The following is a 17,939-nucleotide window of genomic DNA, read 5'->3' on the forward strand; positions in this document are numbered from 1 at the left end:
AATCCGTACTGGTCAGGGCAGATTCGCGAGCGCCTGCCGTACATCCTCGTCGTCCGGCGCGAGCTCGGCCGCGCGCAGCAGGTCCGTGCGTGCCTGGGCGGTCAGGCCGAGCGCGCGCAGCGCGTAGGCGCGGTTGAAGCGCACCTCGGCGCCGTCCGCCAGCTCGATCGCCCGCGTCAGGTCGGAAACCGACGCCTGTACGTCGCCTTCCTCGAACGCCAGCGCCCCCCGCCCCGCCCAGGCGACGGCCAGCGCAGGAGCCTGCTCCAGCGCCGAGTCGTACGCCTTGCGCCCCTTCACCAGGTTGCCCTGCGCCGTCTCGATCTGGCCCAGCACGGTGAGCAGGAAGGGGTTGCCCGGATCGCGTTCGGCGTCCGCCCTGGCCCGGTCGAGCTCGTCCAGCGCCACCAGCAGCCCGGCGCGGTTGACGTAGGCGTCGGCGAAGCCGGGGTCCAGCTCGATCGCGTAGTCCAGGTCGGCGAGCGCTCCCGCCAGGTCGCCCTGCGCGTACCGCACTTCGGAGCGGTTGTAGTAGGGCTCGGGGAAGGGCGGGCCCACGCGCATGGCCGTCTCGTAGTCGGCCACGGCCTCTAGCGGCCTGCCGAGCCGGTGCAGCAGGTTGCCGCGGTCGAGGTAGTGGTCGGGATAGCCGGGGTCGGCCGCGATCACCGCGTCCAGGTCGGCCAGCGCGCCCGCCGGGTCGCCCCGCATGGCCGTGAGCTGCGCCCGGTTGGCCCGCAGCACCAGCTTGTGCACCGGATGGCGGCCGTCCGCGAGGTCGCGCTCGGCCAGCTCGATCGCCGCGCGCACCAGCCGCATCGCCTCCTCGGGACGCCCTCGGCGGACCTCCACCAGCGCCTTGCCGTTGAGGTCGAAGCTCAGGTGGAAGGCCCGCTCGGCACGGTCGGGCAGCCCCGAGGTCAGCGCCACCGCCCGGTCGATCCAGACTTCCGCCTCCTCCGGGTCACGCCTGCCCGGATCGTGATGCCTGACCAGCAGCATCGCGGTGGCGTAGGCCGCGGTGGCGAGGTGCTTGGGGTCGGTGCCCACCCGGCGGGCGTGGTCGAGCAGGTCGCGGGCCTCGTCCTCCCGCTCCAGGGCGGCCAGCGCGGTGGTGGTGCGGTGCAGCAGCGTCCACCACGGCTCGCCGTCCTCCGGCAGCGTGGGCAGCAGCGCCGCGCCGGCCTCGGCCATCGCGTGATGGAAGCCCTCGTTGCGGAAGCGGTCCAGTTCGGCGCCCGGTGCATAGGACGGAGGCGGATGCGGCGGCCCCGACTCCTCACAGACGACCGTCAGCGCGGGCACCCGCCGCTCCAGGACGGCCAGCAGCTCAAGGTCGGTCGGGTCGGCCTGCCCGATGTTGAGTGCGCGCAGTGCGAGCGGCCCCGTCACGGCCAACTGATCGCGTACGAACTCCGCCAGCCCGTTGGCCAGCCGGAGGGTCCGCAGCGGCGCGGGGACGAGGATGCGTTCCTCCTGCGGCACCCGGTCGGCCAGTGTCGTGCGCCTGGCCGGGACCTGGTGCCGCAGAGCGGGAGCCGCTGCTCTGATCTCGATGTCGTGCGCCGCCACCGACTCAGGCGCCGCCTCGGCGACAAGCGCGCGCACCAGTGCGCCTGCCAGCGTGTAGGGGCCGTTCAGTGCGCGATGCGCGTCGAGCGTGATCTGTCTCAGCGTCGCTCCCTCGGGAAACGGCTGGGCCGGCGCCCCCACCGCAAGCGCCGCCCCTCTGCCATGAGGGGGTGCTAGGCGGCGTGCTTGGGGGTCGCCGCGCCGGTCAACTTCGCAGTGCCCGGCTTATGGACCACGACCTTCTTCATGTTCGCCCTTTCCGATCTGGACAGATCGTTCCATGTCAGCACGACATTGATCTGGCGACAAGCCAAGCGACGAAAAGGAACATTTCCTAATAAGTCAATATTTCATTCGCCGAGGATGGCGTCCACGAACACCTCGGCGTCGAAGGGCGCCAAGTCGTCCGGGCCCTCTCCCAGACCCACCAGCTTGACCGGAACGCCCAGCTCACGCTGGACCGAGATGACGATGCCCCCCTTGGCCGTGCCGTCGAGCTTGGTCAGCGCGATGCCGGTGATGTTGACCACCTCGGCGAACACCTGAGCCTGGCGCATGCCGTTCTGACCGGTCGTGGCGTCCAGGACGAGGAGCACCTCATCGACGGTGGCCTTCTTCTCGATGACCCGCTTGACCTTGCCGAGCTCGTCCATGAGGCCGGTCTTGGTGTGCAGGCGGCCCGCCGTGTCGACGATGACCACGTCGACCTTCTCCTCGATGCCCCTGGCCGTCGCGTCGAAGGCCACCGACGCCGGGTCGCCGCCCTCCGGGCCGCGCACCACGTCGGCGCCCACCCGGTCGCCCCAGGTCTGCAGCTGGTCGGCCGCCGCCGCGCGGAAGGTGTCGGCCGCGCCGAGCACGACCTTCTTGCCGTCACCGATGAGCGAACGGGCGAGCTTGCCGGTGGTGGTCGTCTTGCCGGTGCCGTTGACACCCACCACCAGCACCACCGCGGGCCGCTCGCCGTGCTTGGCCACCCGCAGCGTGCGGTCCAGGCCAGGATCGATCTGGATGAGGAGCTGCTCGCGCAGCAGCGCCCGCACCTCCTGCGGCGAGCGGCTGCCGAGCACCTTGGACTTGGTGCGCAGCTCCTCGACCATGACCTGGGTCGGCCCGACCCCGACATCGGCGGTGATCAGACGCTCCTCGATCTCGTCCCAGACCTCGTCGTCGAGCCGGTCGCGCGACAGCAGCTCCAGCAGCCCTCTGCCGAACGCGCTCTGCGACTTGGCCAGCCTGGAGCGCAGCCGCGTCATCCGGCCCGCGGACGGCGGCGGCACCTCCACTTCCGGCACCACGACGGCGGGCTCGGCCACCGGAGGCGGAAGCGTGGTGGTGGCCCCTCCCTCCCCCTCCTCTGCTCCCGCCGGCCGCTTCGCCCCTTCCTCCGGAAGGGGGAGCGTCTCGGGCGGCTCGACCGGCGGCGCGGCCTTGCCTCCCGGCCTGAAGAGCAGGAACAAGCTCCCCGCCGCCACAAGGGCGACAAGGACCACGATCACTATGACGCCGAGGTAACCATCCACAAGATGTCAGTTTTCCAGATCGTCCGGCATACTCCGCACAAGGCCACACGGATCGACGCGACTGATCAGGCCGGCTCGCGCTCCCGTAGCCGCTGGCTGACCACCTGCGTCACACCGTCACCGCGCATCGACACGCCGTAGAGGGCGTCGGCGATCTCCATCGTGCGCTTGTTGTGGGTGATGACGATGAGCTGCGAACTCTGCCGCAACTCCTCGAACAACATCAGCAGCCGCTGCGTGTTCGTGTCGTCGAGGGCCGCCTCCACCTCGTCCATCACGTAGAACGGCGACGGCCGCGCCTTGAAGATGGAGATCAGGAACGCCACCGCCGTCAGCGACCGCTCGCCGCCCGACAGCAGCGAGAGCCGCTTGACCTTCTTGCCCGGCGGCCTGGCCTCCACCTCGATGCCAGTGGTGAGCAGGTCGTCGGGATCGGTGAGGATCAGCCGGCCGTCGCCCCCGGGGAAGACCCTGCCGAAGATCTGCTCGAACTCGCGGGCCACGTCCTCGAAGGCCGAGCCGAACATCTCCTGCACCCGGTCGTCGACCTCCTTGACCACCGTCATCAGGTCCCGCCGGGTCTTCTTCAGGTCCTCCAGCTGCGAGGTGAGGAAGGCGTGGCGTTCCTCCAGCGCTGCGAACTCCTCCAGCGCCAGCGGATTGACCTTGCCCAGCTGGGTCATCTGCCGCTCGGCGGCGCGGGCCCGCTTCTCCTGCTCTTCTCGTACGTACGGGACGGGCGGGTCGCCGGGCACCGGGGCCTCGGGACCGTACTCGGAGATCAGCGCCTCCGCGTCGACGCCGAACTCGTCCATCGCCCGCTGCTCCAGCTGCTCCAGCCGGAGCCGCTGCTCGGTGCGGGCCACCTCACTGCCGTGCACCCGGTTGACCAGCTTGTCCAGCTCCTGGCCGAGCTCACGGACGCGCACGCGTACCTGCTTGAGCTCGGCGTCCACGGCGATCCTGGTCAGGTCCGCCTCGTCACGCTCGGCGGCGGCGAGCCCGATGGACGTCGTCAGGGCGGCGAGCACCCGCCGCGCGCCCTTGCTGACGGCCTCGGCGACCTGCGCCTGCTGCCTGCGCCTGGCGCGCTGAGCGGCCGCCTGGGCGCGCTCGTGACGCTCACGCTGGGCGGCCTGGACGAGCCGGTCCGCCTGGCCCTCGATGCCTCGCACCCGCTCCTCCGCGGTGCGGACCCGCAGGCGGGTCTCCACCTCGCGCTGCCTGGCCGTCTCGCAGGCGGCGGCCAGCTCCTCCCGCGTCTCGGTGGTCGGCTCGGTCTCCAGCTCCTGGGAGTATTCGGCCTCCGCCAGCCGGATCTCCAGCTCGGCCAGCTCCTCCAGGCCATCGGCGCGGGCCTCCTGGGCGGCCGTGACGCTCCGGCCCAGCCGTTCGGCCTCCTGGTGCGCCGCGTCGGCGGCGGCTTCGAGCTGCGCCAGCCGCCTGGCCGCCGCGGCGCCCCGCTGGTCGGCCTCCCGCTGCCGCGCCCTGACCTGGTCCAGCGCTCCCTGCGCCGAGCTGAGCCCCGCCTGCGCGGTGCTGACGGCCGCCTGCGTCTCGCTCACCCGCGCCTGCGCCGCCTCCACGGCCGCCTGCGCGGCCTGCTCGGCGGCGACCGCCTCCTCGAACGCGACCGCGGTCCGCTCGGCCGTCGCCTCGGCGTCCGCGAGATCGGCGACGGCGTCGTCCAGCGCCGCCCGCACCTGAAGCACCGACGTGCCCCCCTCGGACCCGCCGCTGGCGACCTGGGCCCCCACCAGATCCCCTCGCATGGTGACCGCACGCAGCTCAGGATGCCCCTCCACGACCTGGCGAGCCGCCTCCAGATCGGCCACCACCACCACCCCGGCCAACACCCGCCCGACAACCGACCGCAGCCGCTCAGGAACGACGACCAACTCCCCCACCCACCGCCCACCCCCAGGCGCACTCCCAACCCCACCAACGGCGGCGGAGACACCCGAAGAGCCGGGGGCTCCCGCAGGAGCGGGCACGGAGACGCCCGAAGGGCTGGGGCCGGAGGCTGGGGTGTCCGAAGGGGTGGAGGGGGGTGGGGTGGCTACCAGGAGGGTTGCTTGGCCGGCTTCCTTTGCGCGGAGTAGTTCCAGGGCGTTTACGGCGGTGTCGACCGACGTGACCGCGATCGATTCGGCGAGCGGGCCGAGCACGGCGGCCACGGCCGGCTCGGCGCCGGGGACCACCTGCAAGGAGGCCGCCAGCGGGCCGAGCACGCCGGCCAGGTCCGCCTCCAGCAGGGCGGCGCCGCCGTCGCCCTTGGCCAGCCCCAGCTCGAGCGCGTCCCGGCGGGCTCGCAGGGCCGCCACGGCTCGCTGGGCCTCCTGATCGGCCGCTCGTGCCGTACCGACTCCTGATCGGGCGGACTGGAGGGCGGCGCGCGGCGCGTCGAGCGCCGCCTTGACCTGCTCGACGGCGGCGCGGGTCTCGTCGGCGACCAGCCTGGCCTCCTCGACCAGCCCCTGCGCGGCGGCGAGCTCCTCGGCCAGCGCGGGATCGGCGGCGGGCTCTTCGAGCCGCTCCGCCTCCAGGTCCTCGCGGGCGCGCCGCTCACGCTCGACGGCCTCGGCGACCGCCCGTTGCAGGCGGCCGATCTCCTCCTCGGCGGCACGGGACCTGCTGCGTACGGAGTCCACCTGGCCGCGCAGCTTGGCCAGGCCCTCGCGCCGGTCGGCGGCGGCCCTGGCGGCCATCGCGAGCCGTCGCTCCTCGGCGGCCAGCGCGGACTCGGCCTCGGCGCGCAGCTCGACGGCCTCCTCCAGCAACTCCTGGGCCTGCTCCAGCTCGGCCCGCAGGATCAGCTCCCGCTCGCGGACCTCGGCGGCCTCGCGCTCCAGCTCCTCCGGGTCCCGGCCCCGGCGCTCGATGGACGCGGCGTCCACGGCGTGCCGGTGGCGCTCGGCGGCGAGCTGCTCAAGCCCGGTGGTGCGCTCGCGCAGGGACGACAGCCGGAAATAGGTCTCCTGGGCGGCGGCCAGGCGGGGCTGGGTCTCGGCCTCGGCGGCCTCCAGGGCGGCCTCCCGCTGCTGCCCCTCGGCCAGCCCGGCCTCCACCGCGGTCCGTCTGGACAGGATGGCGGCCTCGTCGGCGGCCTCGCGCCGCAGGGTGGCGCGCAGGATGCCGACGTCGTCGGCGAGCAGGCGCAGCCGGGCGTCGCGCAGGTCCGCCTGGATGACGGCCGCCTTGCGGGCGATCTCCGCCTGGCGGCCGAGCGGCTTGAGCTGGCGGCGCAGCTCGGTGGCGAGGTCCTGAACGCGGGTCAGGTTGGCCTGCATCGCGTCCAGCTTGCGCAGCGCCTTCTCCTTGCGCTTGCGGTGCTTGAGCACGCCGGCCGCCTCCTCGATGAAGGCTCTGCGGTCCTCGGGGCCCGCGTGCAGGACGGCGTCGAGCTGGCCCTGGCCGACGATGACGTGCATCTCGCGGCCGATGCCGGAGTCGGAGAGCAGCTCCTGGATGTCGAGCAGGCGGCAGGTGTCGCCGTTGATGGCGTATTCGCTCTGGCCCGACCGGAACATCAGCCGGCTGATCGTGACCTCGGTGTAGTCGATCGGCAGCGCGCCGTCGGTGTTGTCGATGGTCAGCGTCACCTCGGCCCGTCCCAGCGGCGGCCGGGAGGAGGTGCCGGCGAAGATGACGTCCTCCATCTTGCCGCCGCGCAGCGACTTGGCGCTGTGCTCGCCCATGACCCAGGCCAGGGCGTCGACGACGTTGGACTTGCCGGAGCCGTTGGGGCCGACGACGCAGGTGATCCCCGGCTCGAAGCGCAGGGCGGTCGCCGAGGCGAAGGATTTGAAACCGCGCAGGGTGAGGGTCTTCAGATACAACGAACGGACCCCCTTCTCCCTGGACGGACTCCGGAAAAGACTACTGGTCCCGACCGTCAATCGCTGGCGGCCGTGCTGGCGGAGTCCGCGCCGGGCGGCGTGAAAGGGGTCCGAAGTATGTTCGAATCAGCACAAATAACAAGGGACGCCTCATCGAGACGTCCCTGGATCTTGCGCTCCGATCACTCTCAGGTGAGTGCCGGCTCGCGCTCCTGCATTCGGCTGAGAGCCTCATCGCGGGTTTGCGCCGCAAGAGCGTCATTGTGGGCCTGAAGTCGGATGAGTTCTGCCTCCAGATCACGGATACGCTGCTGCAAACGGCGCATCTCCGAGACCATTCGAGGGTCAGGACCGCCGACGTGGCCGAGTAGAGCCTTCGCCATGGTAAAGGGTCCTCCACGCTGAGTGACCAGACTGGTTCGCGCACTTCTTATTCCGCGGGAGGGGTGCGCGTGGTACCTAACAAGAGTCGCACCGGCAGTGTGGGCGGTCAAGTCGAGCAACCGCCCGTGCCCCACATCAGGCACTCCCGACATACAACTATACCCTATTTGGGCTGTTTATCAAAAGCGGCTACCGTTCGCTAAAACCGCCCAAACTACCTCGGGATTCGCTCCAACGTTCCACTACTCCATCGACTTTGCCCGGCGTGTCGCAACCTCTCAGCAGGTCAAGCAACTTGACGCACGCCTCCTCGGATCCCTCCGCGACCACCTCCACCCGGCCGTCCTCGGTGTTCCTGGCCCATCCGACCAGGCCGAGCTCCAGCGCCCTGGACCTGGTCCACCACCGGAAGCCCACCCCCTGGACTCTTCCCCGTACCCAGGCCGTCATCCGGATGTCTCCGCTGTCCTGCGGCATACGATCTCCCGCTCGGTCTCACGCCACCAGGGCGGCCATGCCCACCGCATGCCCGGCCGCCGCCTCGTCGAACGCCCGGATCGCCGCGCTCTCCGCCGACTTCACCCAGGCCAGACCGAGGATAGACGGAGGCAGACCCGCCACGGGGACGAAGCTGACGTCATGGCGCGGGTGCTGCGCCGCCGTGGGGGCGCAGAACAGCATGCCGCCCCGGCCGAGCGCCACCTGGGTCAGGCCTTCCTGACTGGTGGCGACCCGGCCCGCCGCCGGAATGGGACGACCGAAAGGGGTCACGGAGGGTGCCACCCGTTCTCGCCAGGCGCGCGGAGCCGGGCCCTCCAGGCCGATCAGCGGCAGGGACGCCAGCTCTTCCGCGTCGATGCCCGCCCGGCCCGCCAGTGGGTGCCGCGTGGAGACGCCGAGCTGGTAGGAGACGCGGTTCAGCCCGCCCCCCGTCGCCAGGTCGGGCTCGTCCACCGGCAGCAGGGTGAACGCGATGTCCACCTCCCCCGCCCGCAGTCTGCTGAACGGATCGGAGAGCGGAATCTCCACCAATTCCACCGCGCACGCTGGATAGCGGCTCTCGAAGGCCCGCACGCTGCCTGTGACGACGTCCGTGGGCGTGGACAGGAAACCGACCCTGAGCACGCCCGTCACGTCACGGGCGGCGGCCTTCGCCCGGCTCACCGCGCTCGCCAGGCCGTCGAAGGAGGGCCGCAGGTCAGCCAGGAAACGCGCACCGAGCGGGGTGAGGCGCACCCGCCTGCTGCTCCGCTGGAAGAGCCGGCCGCCGATCCTGGTCTCCAGCGAGCGCACGAGCTGACTCACCCGGCCAGGTGACAGATAGAGGCGCTCCGCCGTACGCGCGAAGTGAAGTTCCTCACTGAGGACGACGAAGCACTCCAGCTCCCTGAACTCCATCTGCGCCTCCGGCCGATCGTTTAGCCCTACTGAACCAAGCCTTCGTACTTCGTCGTTGTTCCCGCCGGCGCGAGTCAGAAGGCTGAGCCGCATGACCACGACTGACGTTCTGACCGGGGCGCGGGCGCGCTGGCTCGCCGTGACCTCGGTCGCGGCGGGCACCTTCACCATCGTGACCAGCGAGATGCTGCCTGTCGGCCTGCTGACCTCGATCGCGTCCACGCTGGAGGTGTCCGACGGCACGGCCGGGCTGATGATGTCGGCTCCCGGCCTGGTCGCCGCCGTCTCCGCGCCCGTGCTGGCGATCACCACCCGCCGGCTCGACCGGCGCGTCACGCTGCTCGCGCTGATGGCGCTGCTGGCGGTGGCCAACCTGGCGGGCGCGTTCGCCCCGAACTACCCCGTCATGCTGGCCGCCCGGCTCCTGACCGGCGTGAGCATCGGCGGGTTCTGGGCCGTCGCGGCCGGTCTGGGCGTACGGCTGGTGCCCGAGCGGTTCGTCGGGCGGGCGACCTCGATCATCCTCGCCGGGGTGTCGGTGGCGTCGGTGCTGGGCGTGCCCGCCGCGACGTTCCTCTCGTCGTACGCGGGGTGGCGCACCGCGTTCGCCGCCATGGGCCTGGTAGCCCTGGCCCTGCTCGCCCTCCTGGCCACGACCCTGCCACCGATGCCGACCACACCCCAGCCCCACCCCTCCGAATCTCCCGCCCACACCACCGAACAGGATCCCCGTACATCCGAATCTCCCGCCCGCACCTCCGAGACGTCGGACCCGTTGGAGACCAGGATCGACGGCCGCCCGGGGTGGCTCTCACGCCCCCTCAAGGTCATTCTCGTTCTCACCGTGCTGACGGTGTCCGGCCACTTCGCGGCCTACACCTACCTCCGGCCGTTCATGGAGCAGGTCGCACACGCCGGTCCCGCCCTCATCAGCACCGCCCTCCTGCTGTACGGCGCGGCGGGCGTGGCGGGCAACTTCGCCGCCGGAGCCAGAGCGGCCAGGAGTCCCAGGGCAGTGCTGATCACCCTGACCGCCCTCATGGCCCTGTCCATGGCGGTACTGCCGCTGACCGGCCAGACTCCTGTCGTGCTGTCGCTGGTCCTGCTCGTGGTGTGGGGGCTCGGTTACGGCGGCGTGGGGGTGACGCTGCAGCTGTGGATCATGCGGTCGGGCGGCGGCGAGATGGGCACGGCGCTGTTCGTGAGCGCCTTCAACGTCTCCATCGCCCTCGGCGCGTTCGCCGGCGGGCGGGTCGTGGACGGCGTGTCTACCTCTGCGGTGATGTGGCTGGGCGTGGCTCTCGCCGCGGTCAGTGCGACCGTCGCTGGCATCTGGGGCAGAAGTAGGACGACCGGTTCATGAACGCCTCCCGCCTGATCGGGGTGCCGCACCGGGAGCACGGCAGGTCGCGGCGGCCGTACGCCTCCAGGGAGCGGTCGAAGTAGCCGCTCTCCCCGTTGACGTTCACGTAGAGGCTGTCGAACGACGTGCCGCCCTGCTGGAGGGCGGCGCCCATGACCGCGCGCACGGCGGCGAGCAGTTCGGCGACCTTGCGGGTGGTGAGCGTCTGCGTCAGGCGGGACCAGTGCAGCCGCGCGATCCACAACGCCTCGTCGGCGTAGATGTTGCCGACCCCGCTGATCAGCGACTGGTCGAGCAGCGCCCGCTTGACCTCGGTGTGTTTGGCCCTGAGCCTGCGGGTGAACTCGGCCTCGTCGAACGCCGCCTCGAACGGGTCGGGGGCGATGTGCGAGATCGGCTCCGGCACGCCGCCGACCAGGGCGGTGAGCATGACGTGACCGAAGGTGCGCTGGTCAACGAAGCGCAGGTCCGGGCCGCCGTCCTCGAACCGGAGGCGGACCCGCAGGTGCTTCTCCAGCGGCGAGTCCTGGTCCACGACCAGCAACTGACCGCTCATCCCCAGGTGGGCCAGCAAAGCCTCTTCGGCGCCCGACAGCGGGAGCCACAGGTATTTGCCACGGCGCTCGGCGGACAGCACCGTGCGGCCCTTGAGCCGCGCGGTGAACTCGTCGGCCCCCGGCACGTGCCGCCTGATCGCGCGTGGGTGCAGCACCTCCGCGGCGGCGATCTCGCGGCCGATGACCCACTGCGCGAGGCCACGCCGGACAACTTCGACTTCCGGCAATTCAGGCACAACCAGACCTCACTTCGGCACTTCGAACGACGCCCGCCGGTCCTTCGTCAGCCCGTCGGCTGGCTCTCGCGCTCCTCGCGGCGGGCCCTGATGCGCGTCCACGCCGCCTCGGCCGCCTGCTGCTCGGCCTCCTTCTTGCTGCGCCCGGACCCGTCGCCGTAGGACTCGCCGCCCACTCGCACCACAGCCGTGAAGGACTTGGCGTGATCGGGGCCGCTCTCCTCGACGTGGTATTCGGGCACGCCGAGCGCCTCGGAGGCGGTCAGCTCCTGCAGCGAGGTCTTCCAGTCGAGTCCGGCGCCCAGTGAGGCCGAGCGGACGATCAGCGGGTCGAACAGCACGTGGACGACCCGGAAAGCCTCGTCGAGACCCTTGTCGACATAGACGGCGCCGATCAGCGCCTCCAGCGTGTCGGCCAGGATCGAGGACTTGTCGCGCCCGCCGGTGCCCTCCTCGCCCCTGCCGAGCCGCATGAACCGGCCGAGGCCCAGCTCACGCGCCACGTCGGCGAGGGCGCGCATGTTGACCACCGCGGCCCTCAGCTTGGCGAGCTGCCCCTCGGGCAGGTCGGGGTGGTTGCGGTAGAGGGTGTCGGTGACCACCAGGCCCAGCACCGAGTCGCCGAGGAACTCCAGGCGCTCGTTGGTGGGCAGGCCGCCGTTCTCATAGGCGTAGGAGCGGTGCGTCAGTGCCCGCTCCAGAATGTCGGGATCGAGGACGACCCCCAGCACTCGCTCAAGCTCGTCTCTGGCGACCTCGACGGCCACTGGCTTAGGACCTGCGCCCACGTCTTTCCTCCTCAGACATCTTCACGTGGCGTGAGGACTGCGGAAGATGCCCGAAAACGTGGTGGGCGTCGGGGAACAGAGCCCCGGCGTCCACCACGGCCGCGGGCGAAACCGCCACCGCACGCACCTGAAACGGTAACGCCGACCGGGGCACAATGGCACCCGGTCGGCATCACGTCAACTCGCGAGATCAGGCGGACGGCTCGATGACCTGACGACGGTTGTAGGTGCCGCAGGTGGGGCACGCGATGTGCGGCTGCTTAGGCGAACGGCACTGCGGGCAGCTCACCAGGGCGACAGCAGTCGTCTTCCACTGGGAGCGACGGGCGCGGGTGTTGCTCCGCGACATCTTTCGCTTCGGGACGGCCACGTCACTTCTCCTGATCGTTATCGTTCTCGGTAACCAGACCTTGCAACGACGCCCATCGGGCGTCGATCTTCTCGTGCCGGTGATCTTCGCCGGCCTCGGCCAGCTTGATCCCGCACTCCGTGCAGAGTCCCGGGCAGTCGTCGCCGCACACAGGGCTCAACGGCAGTGCGAGCACCACCGCGTCGCGGAATGTCGGCTCGAGGTCGAGCAGGTCTCCGTCGAGCAGCGAATCGTCCTCCGAGGAGTCCTCGGCGGAGTAGAAGAACAGCTCCTGCAGGTTGACCTCAATATCGGAGGTCAACGGGTCAAGGCACCGCGCGCACTCCCCGGCGAGCGGGGCCTGCGCCGTGCCCGAGACGAGCACGCCTTCCATCACTGCTTCGAGCCGAAGGTCCAGCTCGACTTCGGCGTCCTTGGGGACACCGATCATGTCGACGCCGAGATCCGCCGGTGCCGGGAGGGACAGGGTGATCTCTCGCATTGTGCCCGGCCGCTTTCCCAGGTCGTGAGTGGAGATCACCCAAGGGGAGCGGGGGTTGAGGTGCTGAGTCATCCTGCTCTCGCTAGGCATGGCGAGTTAGTCGCCGTCGTACAAGGCCGAAATGAAAGGATAGCAGGTCGCCGTCAGCCCCTGAGCCGCTCGATGAGCAGCTTGTGCACCAGGTCAGGGACGAGACCCGACACGTCCCCACCATACCGGGCGATCTCCTTCACCCGGCTGGAGGACAGGAACGAGTACTCCGGATTGGTCGGCATGAACAGCGTCTCCACGCCGGACAGCCGGTAGTTGAGCTGCGCCATCTGCAACTCGTAGTCGAAGTCGCTGACGACCCTGATCCCCTTGACGATCGCCGGGATCTCGTTCTGCTTGCAGAAGTCGACCAGCAGGCCATGAAATTTCCTGACCTTGACGTTGGTGTACTCCTTCGTCACGGTACGGAGCATCTCGATCCGCTCGTCAACGGTGAAGAGGCTGCTTTTCTCGACATTGATGAGTACGGCCACCGTCACCTCGTCGTACAACCGGGCGGCCCGGCCGATGATGTCGAGATGACCGTTGGTGATGGGGTCGAACGACCCCGGGCAGACAACGCGCCGCAAAACGCCTCCCAGGTCTACGAGCCGTCCACAGATACTCCGGCCGCGCGACCGTACCAAACGGACGCTTCGCCGTATCTACGGACCCTCTCCTCAACGTAGCCGTCAGGCCATATGAGCGGCTTTCCCCTGCTTTCCCTCTCGAAAGCCACCAAAGCACCATTAACCAGCCAGCCGTTGTCCCGCAACAGCGCCAGCACCGCGATCACCTCGTCGTCGGACACCGCGTACGGCGGATCGGCGAACACGATGTCGAACGCCTCCATCGGCGGCCCGTCACCCGGCCGGCCCGCCGGACCCCTGCCCAGAAAACGCGCCACCTTGTCGGCCACCACCTCGGCCCCGCCGCCCAGGTCCAGCGCCCTGACGTTCGTCTTGATCGTCCGCACGGCCTTGGGATCGGACTCGACCAGCACCGCGCAGCCCGCCCCCCGCGACAGCGCCTCCAGCCCGACCGCCCCCGAACCCGCGTACAGGTCCATCACCCGGGCCCCCCGGAGCCCGTACAGGGAGTCGAGCGTCAAGAAGATCCCTTCTCGCGCCCTGTCACTGGTCGGCCTGGTCCCGCGCCCCGGCGGCACCTCCAGCCGTCGCCCACCTGCGCTCCCCGCGATGATCCGAGTCATGTCGGCCATTGTTCCGCATAACGACGCAGGTCAAGAGTGGACAAGTGTCGGCCTCGACTGCGCAAGGGTGATTCACATTGCCCGGTCGAGTCAGCAAGATGAGGTCTGCGGCCTTCGAGGTGACCCAGATGAAGGCCGACCGGCGTGATCGTGAGCCCTTCCGCACGCCGGTTCCCTCGGCACCTGACCCGAGGGTGGGCCCAGCCGGGGACGGCATTCGGGGGGAGGCCGTCCCCGCGGCTGGGCTTGCACCACATTCCGGCTCGCCCGGAGTCAGGTCTTTTCGAGGTATTCCGCTCGCTCGTCTTCCAGCAGCCGGCCGATCTCCGCCCTGAGCGCCTCGTGCGAGGTCAGCGCCGGGTCCTCCGCCAGCAGGGCAGCCGCCTCGTCGCGGGCGGTGGCGATGACGTCCTCGTCGCGCAGGAGCTGCAGCATCTTGAGCGACGACCGCTTGCCCGACTGGGCCGCCCCCAGCACGTCACCCTCGCGGCGCTGCTCCAGGTCCACCCTCGACAGCTCGAAGCCGTCCAGGGTGGCGGCGACCGCGTCGAGGCGGGCCCGCGCCGGGGTGCCCGCGGGGAAGTCGGAGACCAGGAGGCACAGGCCCGGCAGGCCGCCTCGGCCGACGCGACCGCGGAGCTGGTGGAGCTGGGAGACGCCGAAGCGGTCGGCGTCCATGATGATCATGACGGAGGCGTTGGGGACGTCGACGCCCACCTCGATGACGGTGGTGGCGACCATGACGTCCAGCTCGCCCCGGGTGAAGGAGCGCATCACGGCGTCCTTCTCCTCCGGCGGCAGCTTGCCGTGCAGAATGCCCAGGCGCAGATCCTGGAAGGGGCCCTGGGACAGCAGCTCCGCCACGTCGAGCACGGCGAGCGGCGGACGGCGGTCCTCCTCCCCGGAGGCGGAGGCCGCCAGGTCTCCCTCGTCGCCCTCCAGGTCGCCGATGCGGGGGCAGACGATGTAGGCCTGCCTGCCCAGGCCGACCTCCTCCCGGACCCGCTGCCAGGTGCGCTCAAGGAAGTGCGGCTTCTCCGCGGCCGGGACCACGTGGGTGGTGATGGGCGCGCGGCCCGAGGGGAGCTGCGAGAGCGTGGAGACCTCCAGGTCGCCGAAGACCGTCATGGCGACCGTGCGCGGGATCGGGGTGGCGGTCATGACCAGGACGTGCGGCCGGGTGTCGCCGGCCTTCTCGCGCAGGGCGTCACGCTGCTCCACGCCGAAGCGGTGCTGCTCGTCCACGACCACGAGCCCCAGGTCGGCGAACTGGACGTGCTCCTGGAGCAGCGCGTGCGTGCCGACGACGATGCCCGCCGTCCCGGAGGCGGCGTCGAGCAGGGCTGAGCGGCGGGCGGCCGCGCCCATGGAGCCGGTGAGCAGGGTGACCGCGGTGCCGCCGAACATGCCTCCCTGCGCGAGATCCCCCAGCATGCCGGTGATCGAGCGGTGGTGCTGCTGGGCGAGCACCTCGGTGGGGGCGAGCAGGACCGCCTGCCCGCCCGCGTCGACCACCTGGAGCATGGCGCGCAGCGCGACCACGGTCTTGCCCGCGCCCACCTCGCCCTGCAGCAGCCGGTGCATCGGGTGCTCCAGCGCCAGGTCGGCGGCGATCTCCACGCCCACCTCGGCCTGGCCCTCGGTGAGCTGGAACGGCAGCCGGGCCTCGAAGTCCGCCAGCAGCCCGTCACCCCTGAGCGGGCGCGACCTGGCGGGCCAGGCCGTCGCCGCCTGCCGGCGCCGCAGCAGCACGGCCTGAAGCACGAAGGCCTCGTCGAACTTCAGCCGCTTGCGCGCCCGCTGCACGTCGCCGAAGTCCTTCGGCCGGTGGATGGCCACCAGCGCGTCGCCCAGCTCCGGAAGGCCATGGCGGACCCGCAGCTCGGCGGGCAGCGAGTCGTCCAGCGGGCCCAGCGTGTCGAGCACGACGCCGACGGCCCGCCTGATCGCCCACGGGGTGAGGTCCTTGCCCGCCGGATAGATCGGCACCGGAGCCGCCGCGAACTCCTCGACGGCGGCCTCGCTCTCCTCGAACAGCTCGAACTCCGGGTGCGAGAGCTGCCAGCGCGGGCTGGTGCGCGAGCCGAACAACCCCACCTTGCCGGCGAACATGCCGCGCCGCCCCGGCTTGAGCCGCGACTCGGCCACATGGGAGCCCTTGCCGAAGAACGACAGATAGATCTTGTTGCCGTTGCCGTCGACGACCTCGGCCTCGAGCCAGGTGCCGCCGCGGTTGCGCATGGGCTTGCGCATCAGCCTGGTCACCTCGCCCACCACCGTGACGTGCTCGTCGACCTCCAGCGCGTCGAGCGAGGTCAGCTCGCCGCGCTCGGCGTAGCGCCGGGGATAGTGGCGCAACAGGTCGCCGACCGTCTCCAGGCCGAGCACACTGTGCAGCAGCTTGGCGGTCTTCGGGTCGAGCGCCTTCTTCAGGGGCTCGTCGAAACGGCTCACGGCTCTATGTTCTACCGCCTGCGACCGACAGGAACGACAACCGCCGTCCTACTCGACGCCGATGAGCAGCGGATAGCCGCCCTGCTCGCCCTCGTAGACGACCAGATCCACGTCCGGCCTGGTGCGCCCGAGGTGCTCCTCGACGCCGGTCGCCAGCCGCGCGGGAGCGAGCGCGCCCGTCACCAGGGTCACCAGCTCGCCGCCGCCCGCCACCATCCGGTCCACGACCAGCGCGGCCACCTCGGCGAGGGTCGCGCCGATCACCGCCACGTCCCCGTCGATCAGCCCGAGCACGTCGCCGGGGGCGCACAGCCCGGCGCTGGTGACGCCGTGCCGGTCGGCCAGCACCAGGTGGCCATGCCGGGTGTGACCGGCCGCGTCGGTCATCGCCACCACGTCGTCGTCGAAACGCCGTAACGGATCGTGTACGGCCAGCGCGGCCAGCCCCTGCACCGTGGCCTTGGTGGGCAGCACGCTCACCACGACCCCGTCCTCGCGGGCGATCTCCGCCGCCGCGGCGGCCACGGCTCCGGCGGCGTCGTCGTTCGGCAGCACGGCCACCTCGTTGCCGGCCTGCCTGATGGCGGCGAGCATGGCGGGCAGGGCCGGCCGGCCACCGGGCTCGCGCCGTACGACGACCGCGCCGCACTCCTCGAACAGTGCCGCGATCCCCTCGCCCGCGGCGACGGCCACCACTCCCCGGCCGGCGTCGGCGGAGCGTGGCCGTTCGGCCAGGTAGGTGACCCTGATCCGGTGCGGCCGGCCCACCCGCAGCGCCGCCTCGATGGCCGGGCCGGCCTCGGCCACGTGCACGTGGACGTTCCACAGCCCCTCGCCGCCGACCACCACCAGTGAGTCGCCCAGCGCGTCGAGCTCCGCGCGCAGCGTGTCCACCGCCCGGTCGTCGGCGTCGAGCAGGTACATCACCTCATAACCCGCGCCCACCTCGGTCATCGGCGAGACCCGCGCGGTCGGCGCGGGCACGTCGTAGCGCTCGCGGTGGGCGCCGGTGATCACCGTGGCCAGCGACTCCAGCAGGATCGCCAGCCCGGCGCCGCCCGCGTCCACGACGCCGCTGCGGGCCAGCACGTCGAGCTGCCCTGGGGTGCGCCGCAGCGCCGCGCGGGCCTCCTCGGCGGCGCGCCGCGCCACGTCGTCCAGCCCGCCGTCACCACTTTGGACGGCTCGGGCGACGGCCGCCAGGACGCTCAGCACGGTGCCCTCGACCGGCCTGGCGACGCTCTGCCTGGCCAGGGCCGCGGCTCTGGCCAGGCCGGCTCTCAGGTCGGAGCCGTCCTTGAGCACCTCGGCCAGCCCGCGCAGCGCCTGGCTGACGATGACCCCGGAGTTGCCGCGCGCGCCGACCAGCGCGCCGTAGGACAGCGTCTGCCACACGACGGCGGCGTCCACGTCGTCGGGCAGCTCCTCGACGGCCTCGGCGGCGGAGAGCATGGTGAGATAGAGGTTGGTGCCGGTGTCGCCGTCGGCGACCGGGAACACGTTGAGCGCGTCGATGTCGGCCCTGGCGCGGCCGAGCGCGTCGGCGGCCAGCCGTGCCCAGCGCCGCACCGCGGGCGGGTCGAGAACCTCCATGTGCGCGTCCGACCTCTCCGCATGCGCTACCGTTAACCGAGGAGAATATCGTCGTGCCGGGCCGAGTCCAGTGCCTGGCGTGATCGGGTTCGCGTCCAGTGGTGCGGATCGGATATTCTCGTCTGGCTAGCCGGTCGT

15 protein-coding genes are annotated in these 17,939 nt (G+C 71.1%); 1 reads left to right on the top strand and 14 read right to left on the bottom strand.

Features of this window, described 5'->3' with window-relative positions:
* Window positions 1-12: 12 nt before the first annotated feature.
* From OHA68_RS03655 to OHA68_RS03680, 6 genes are all read right to left on the bottom strand, one after another.
* Entirely contained in the window at window positions 13-1,713 is a 1,701-nt protein-coding gene (locus tag OHA68_RS03655) for a tetratricopeptide repeat protein (RefSeq protein WP_327106360.1), read from the bottom strand.
* Between the two features lie 209 nt (window positions 1,714-1,922).
* Window positions 1,923-3,095, bottom strand: coding sequence for a signal recognition particle-docking protein FtsY (gene ftsY, locus OHA68_RS03660; protein ID WP_327106361.1), 1,173 nt, complete (start codon window positions 3,093-3,095; stop codon window positions 1,923-1,925).
* Between the two features lie 65 nt (window positions 3,096-3,160).
* The gene (locus OHA68_RS03665) at window positions 3,161-6,934 is read right to left on the bottom strand and encodes an AAA family ATPase (RefSeq protein ID WP_327106362.1); all 3,774 of its coding nucleotides are present in this window, start codon (window positions 6,932-6,934) and stop codon (window positions 3,161-3,163) included.
* 188 nt (window positions 6,935-7,122) lie between these two features.
* Window positions 7,123-7,317, bottom strand: coding sequence for a hypothetical protein (locus tag OHA68_RS03670; RefSeq protein ID WP_225276852.1), 195 nt, complete (start codon window positions 7,315-7,317; stop codon window positions 7,123-7,125).
* Between the two features lie 190 nt (window positions 7,318-7,507).
* Entirely contained in the window at window positions 7,508-7,795 is a 288-nt protein-coding gene (locus OHA68_RS03675; protein WP_327106363.1) for an acylphosphatase, read from the bottom strand.
* A gap of 18 nt (window positions 7,796-7,813) precedes the next feature.
* Window positions 7,814-8,716 (bottom strand): LysR family transcriptional regulator, encoded by a 903-nt coding sequence (locus OHA68_RS03680; RefSeq protein ID WP_189136590.1) that lies wholly within the window; start codon window positions 8,714-8,716, stop codon window positions 7,814-7,816.
* A gap of 91 nt (window positions 8,717-8,807) precedes the next feature.
* Between OHA68_RS03680 and OHA68_RS03685 the strand changes: the two genes are divergently transcribed.
* Window positions 8,808-10,079, top strand: a complete 1,272-nt coding sequence (locus OHA68_RS03685) for an MFS transporter (protein ID WP_327106364.1) — start codon at window positions 8,808-8,810, stop codon at window positions 10,077-10,079.
* On the opposite strand, the gene mutM is transcribed toward OHA68_RS03685, so the two are convergent.
* From mutM to OHA68_RS03725, 8 genes are all read right to left on the bottom strand, one after another.
* The gene (gene mutM / locus OHA68_RS03690) at window positions 10,027-10,872 is read right to left on the bottom strand and encodes a bifunctional DNA-formamidopyrimidine glycosylase/DNA-(apurinic or apyrimidinic site) lyase (protein WP_327106365.1); all 846 of its coding nucleotides are present in this window, start codon (window positions 10,870-10,872) and stop codon (window positions 10,027-10,029) included. The genes OHA68_RS03685 and mutM overlap by 53 nt on opposite strands.
* A gap of 47 nt (window positions 10,873-10,919) precedes the next feature.
* Window positions 10,920-11,639 carry a ribonuclease III gene (rnc, locus tag OHA68_RS03695; RefSeq protein ID WP_189137267.1) on the bottom strand — a complete coding sequence of 240 codons (720 nt, stop codon included), beginning with the start codon at window positions 11,637-11,639 and terminating at the stop codon, window positions 10,920-10,922.
* A 211-nt stretch (window positions 11,640-11,850) separates the two neighbouring features.
* Window positions 11,851-12,030 carry a 50S ribosomal protein L32 gene (gene rpmF / locus OHA68_RS03700; RefSeq protein WP_033409409.1) on the bottom strand — a complete coding sequence of 60 codons (180 nt, stop codon included), beginning with the start codon at window positions 12,028-12,030 and terminating at the stop codon, window positions 11,851-11,853.
* A gap of 1 nt (window position 12,031) precedes the next feature.
* Window positions 12,032-12,583, bottom strand: a complete 552-nt coding sequence (locus OHA68_RS03705; RefSeq protein ID WP_189136587.1) for a YceD family protein — start codon at window positions 12,581-12,583, stop codon at window positions 12,032-12,034.
* A 71-nt stretch (window positions 12,584-12,654) separates the two neighbouring features.
* A complete protein-coding gene (coaD, locus tag OHA68_RS03710; RefSeq protein WP_189136586.1) occupies window positions 12,655-13,131 on the bottom strand; it encodes a pantetheine-phosphate adenylyltransferase in 477 nt (158 codons plus the stop codon).
* 14 nt (window positions 13,132-13,145) lie between these two features.
* On the bottom strand, window positions 13,146-13,754 hold the full coding sequence (rsmD, locus tag OHA68_RS03715) for a 16S rRNA (guanine(966)-N(2))-methyltransferase RsmD (RefSeq protein ID WP_189136585.1): 609 nt from the start codon (window positions 13,752-13,754) through the stop codon (window positions 13,146-13,148).
* Between the two features lie 273 nt (window positions 13,755-14,027).
* The gene (recG, locus tag OHA68_RS03720; RefSeq protein ID WP_327106366.1) at window positions 14,028-16,208 is read right to left on the bottom strand and encodes an ATP-dependent DNA helicase RecG; all 2,181 of its coding nucleotides are present in this window, start codon (window positions 16,206-16,208) and stop codon (window positions 14,028-14,030) included.
* Between the two features lie 48 nt (window positions 16,209-16,256).
* Entirely contained in the window at window positions 16,257-17,801 is a 1,545-nt protein-coding gene (locus tag OHA68_RS03725; RefSeq protein ID WP_327106367.1) for a DAK2 domain-containing protein, read from the bottom strand.
* Window positions 17,802-17,939: the final 138 nt, after the last annotated feature.

The sequence above is a fragment of the Nonomuraea glycinis genome (genome assembly GCF_035920485.1).
In the GTDB taxonomy this organism is placed as follows: Bacteria; Actinomycetota; Actinomycetes; order Streptosporangiales; family Streptosporangiaceae; genus Nonomuraea; species Nonomuraea glycinis.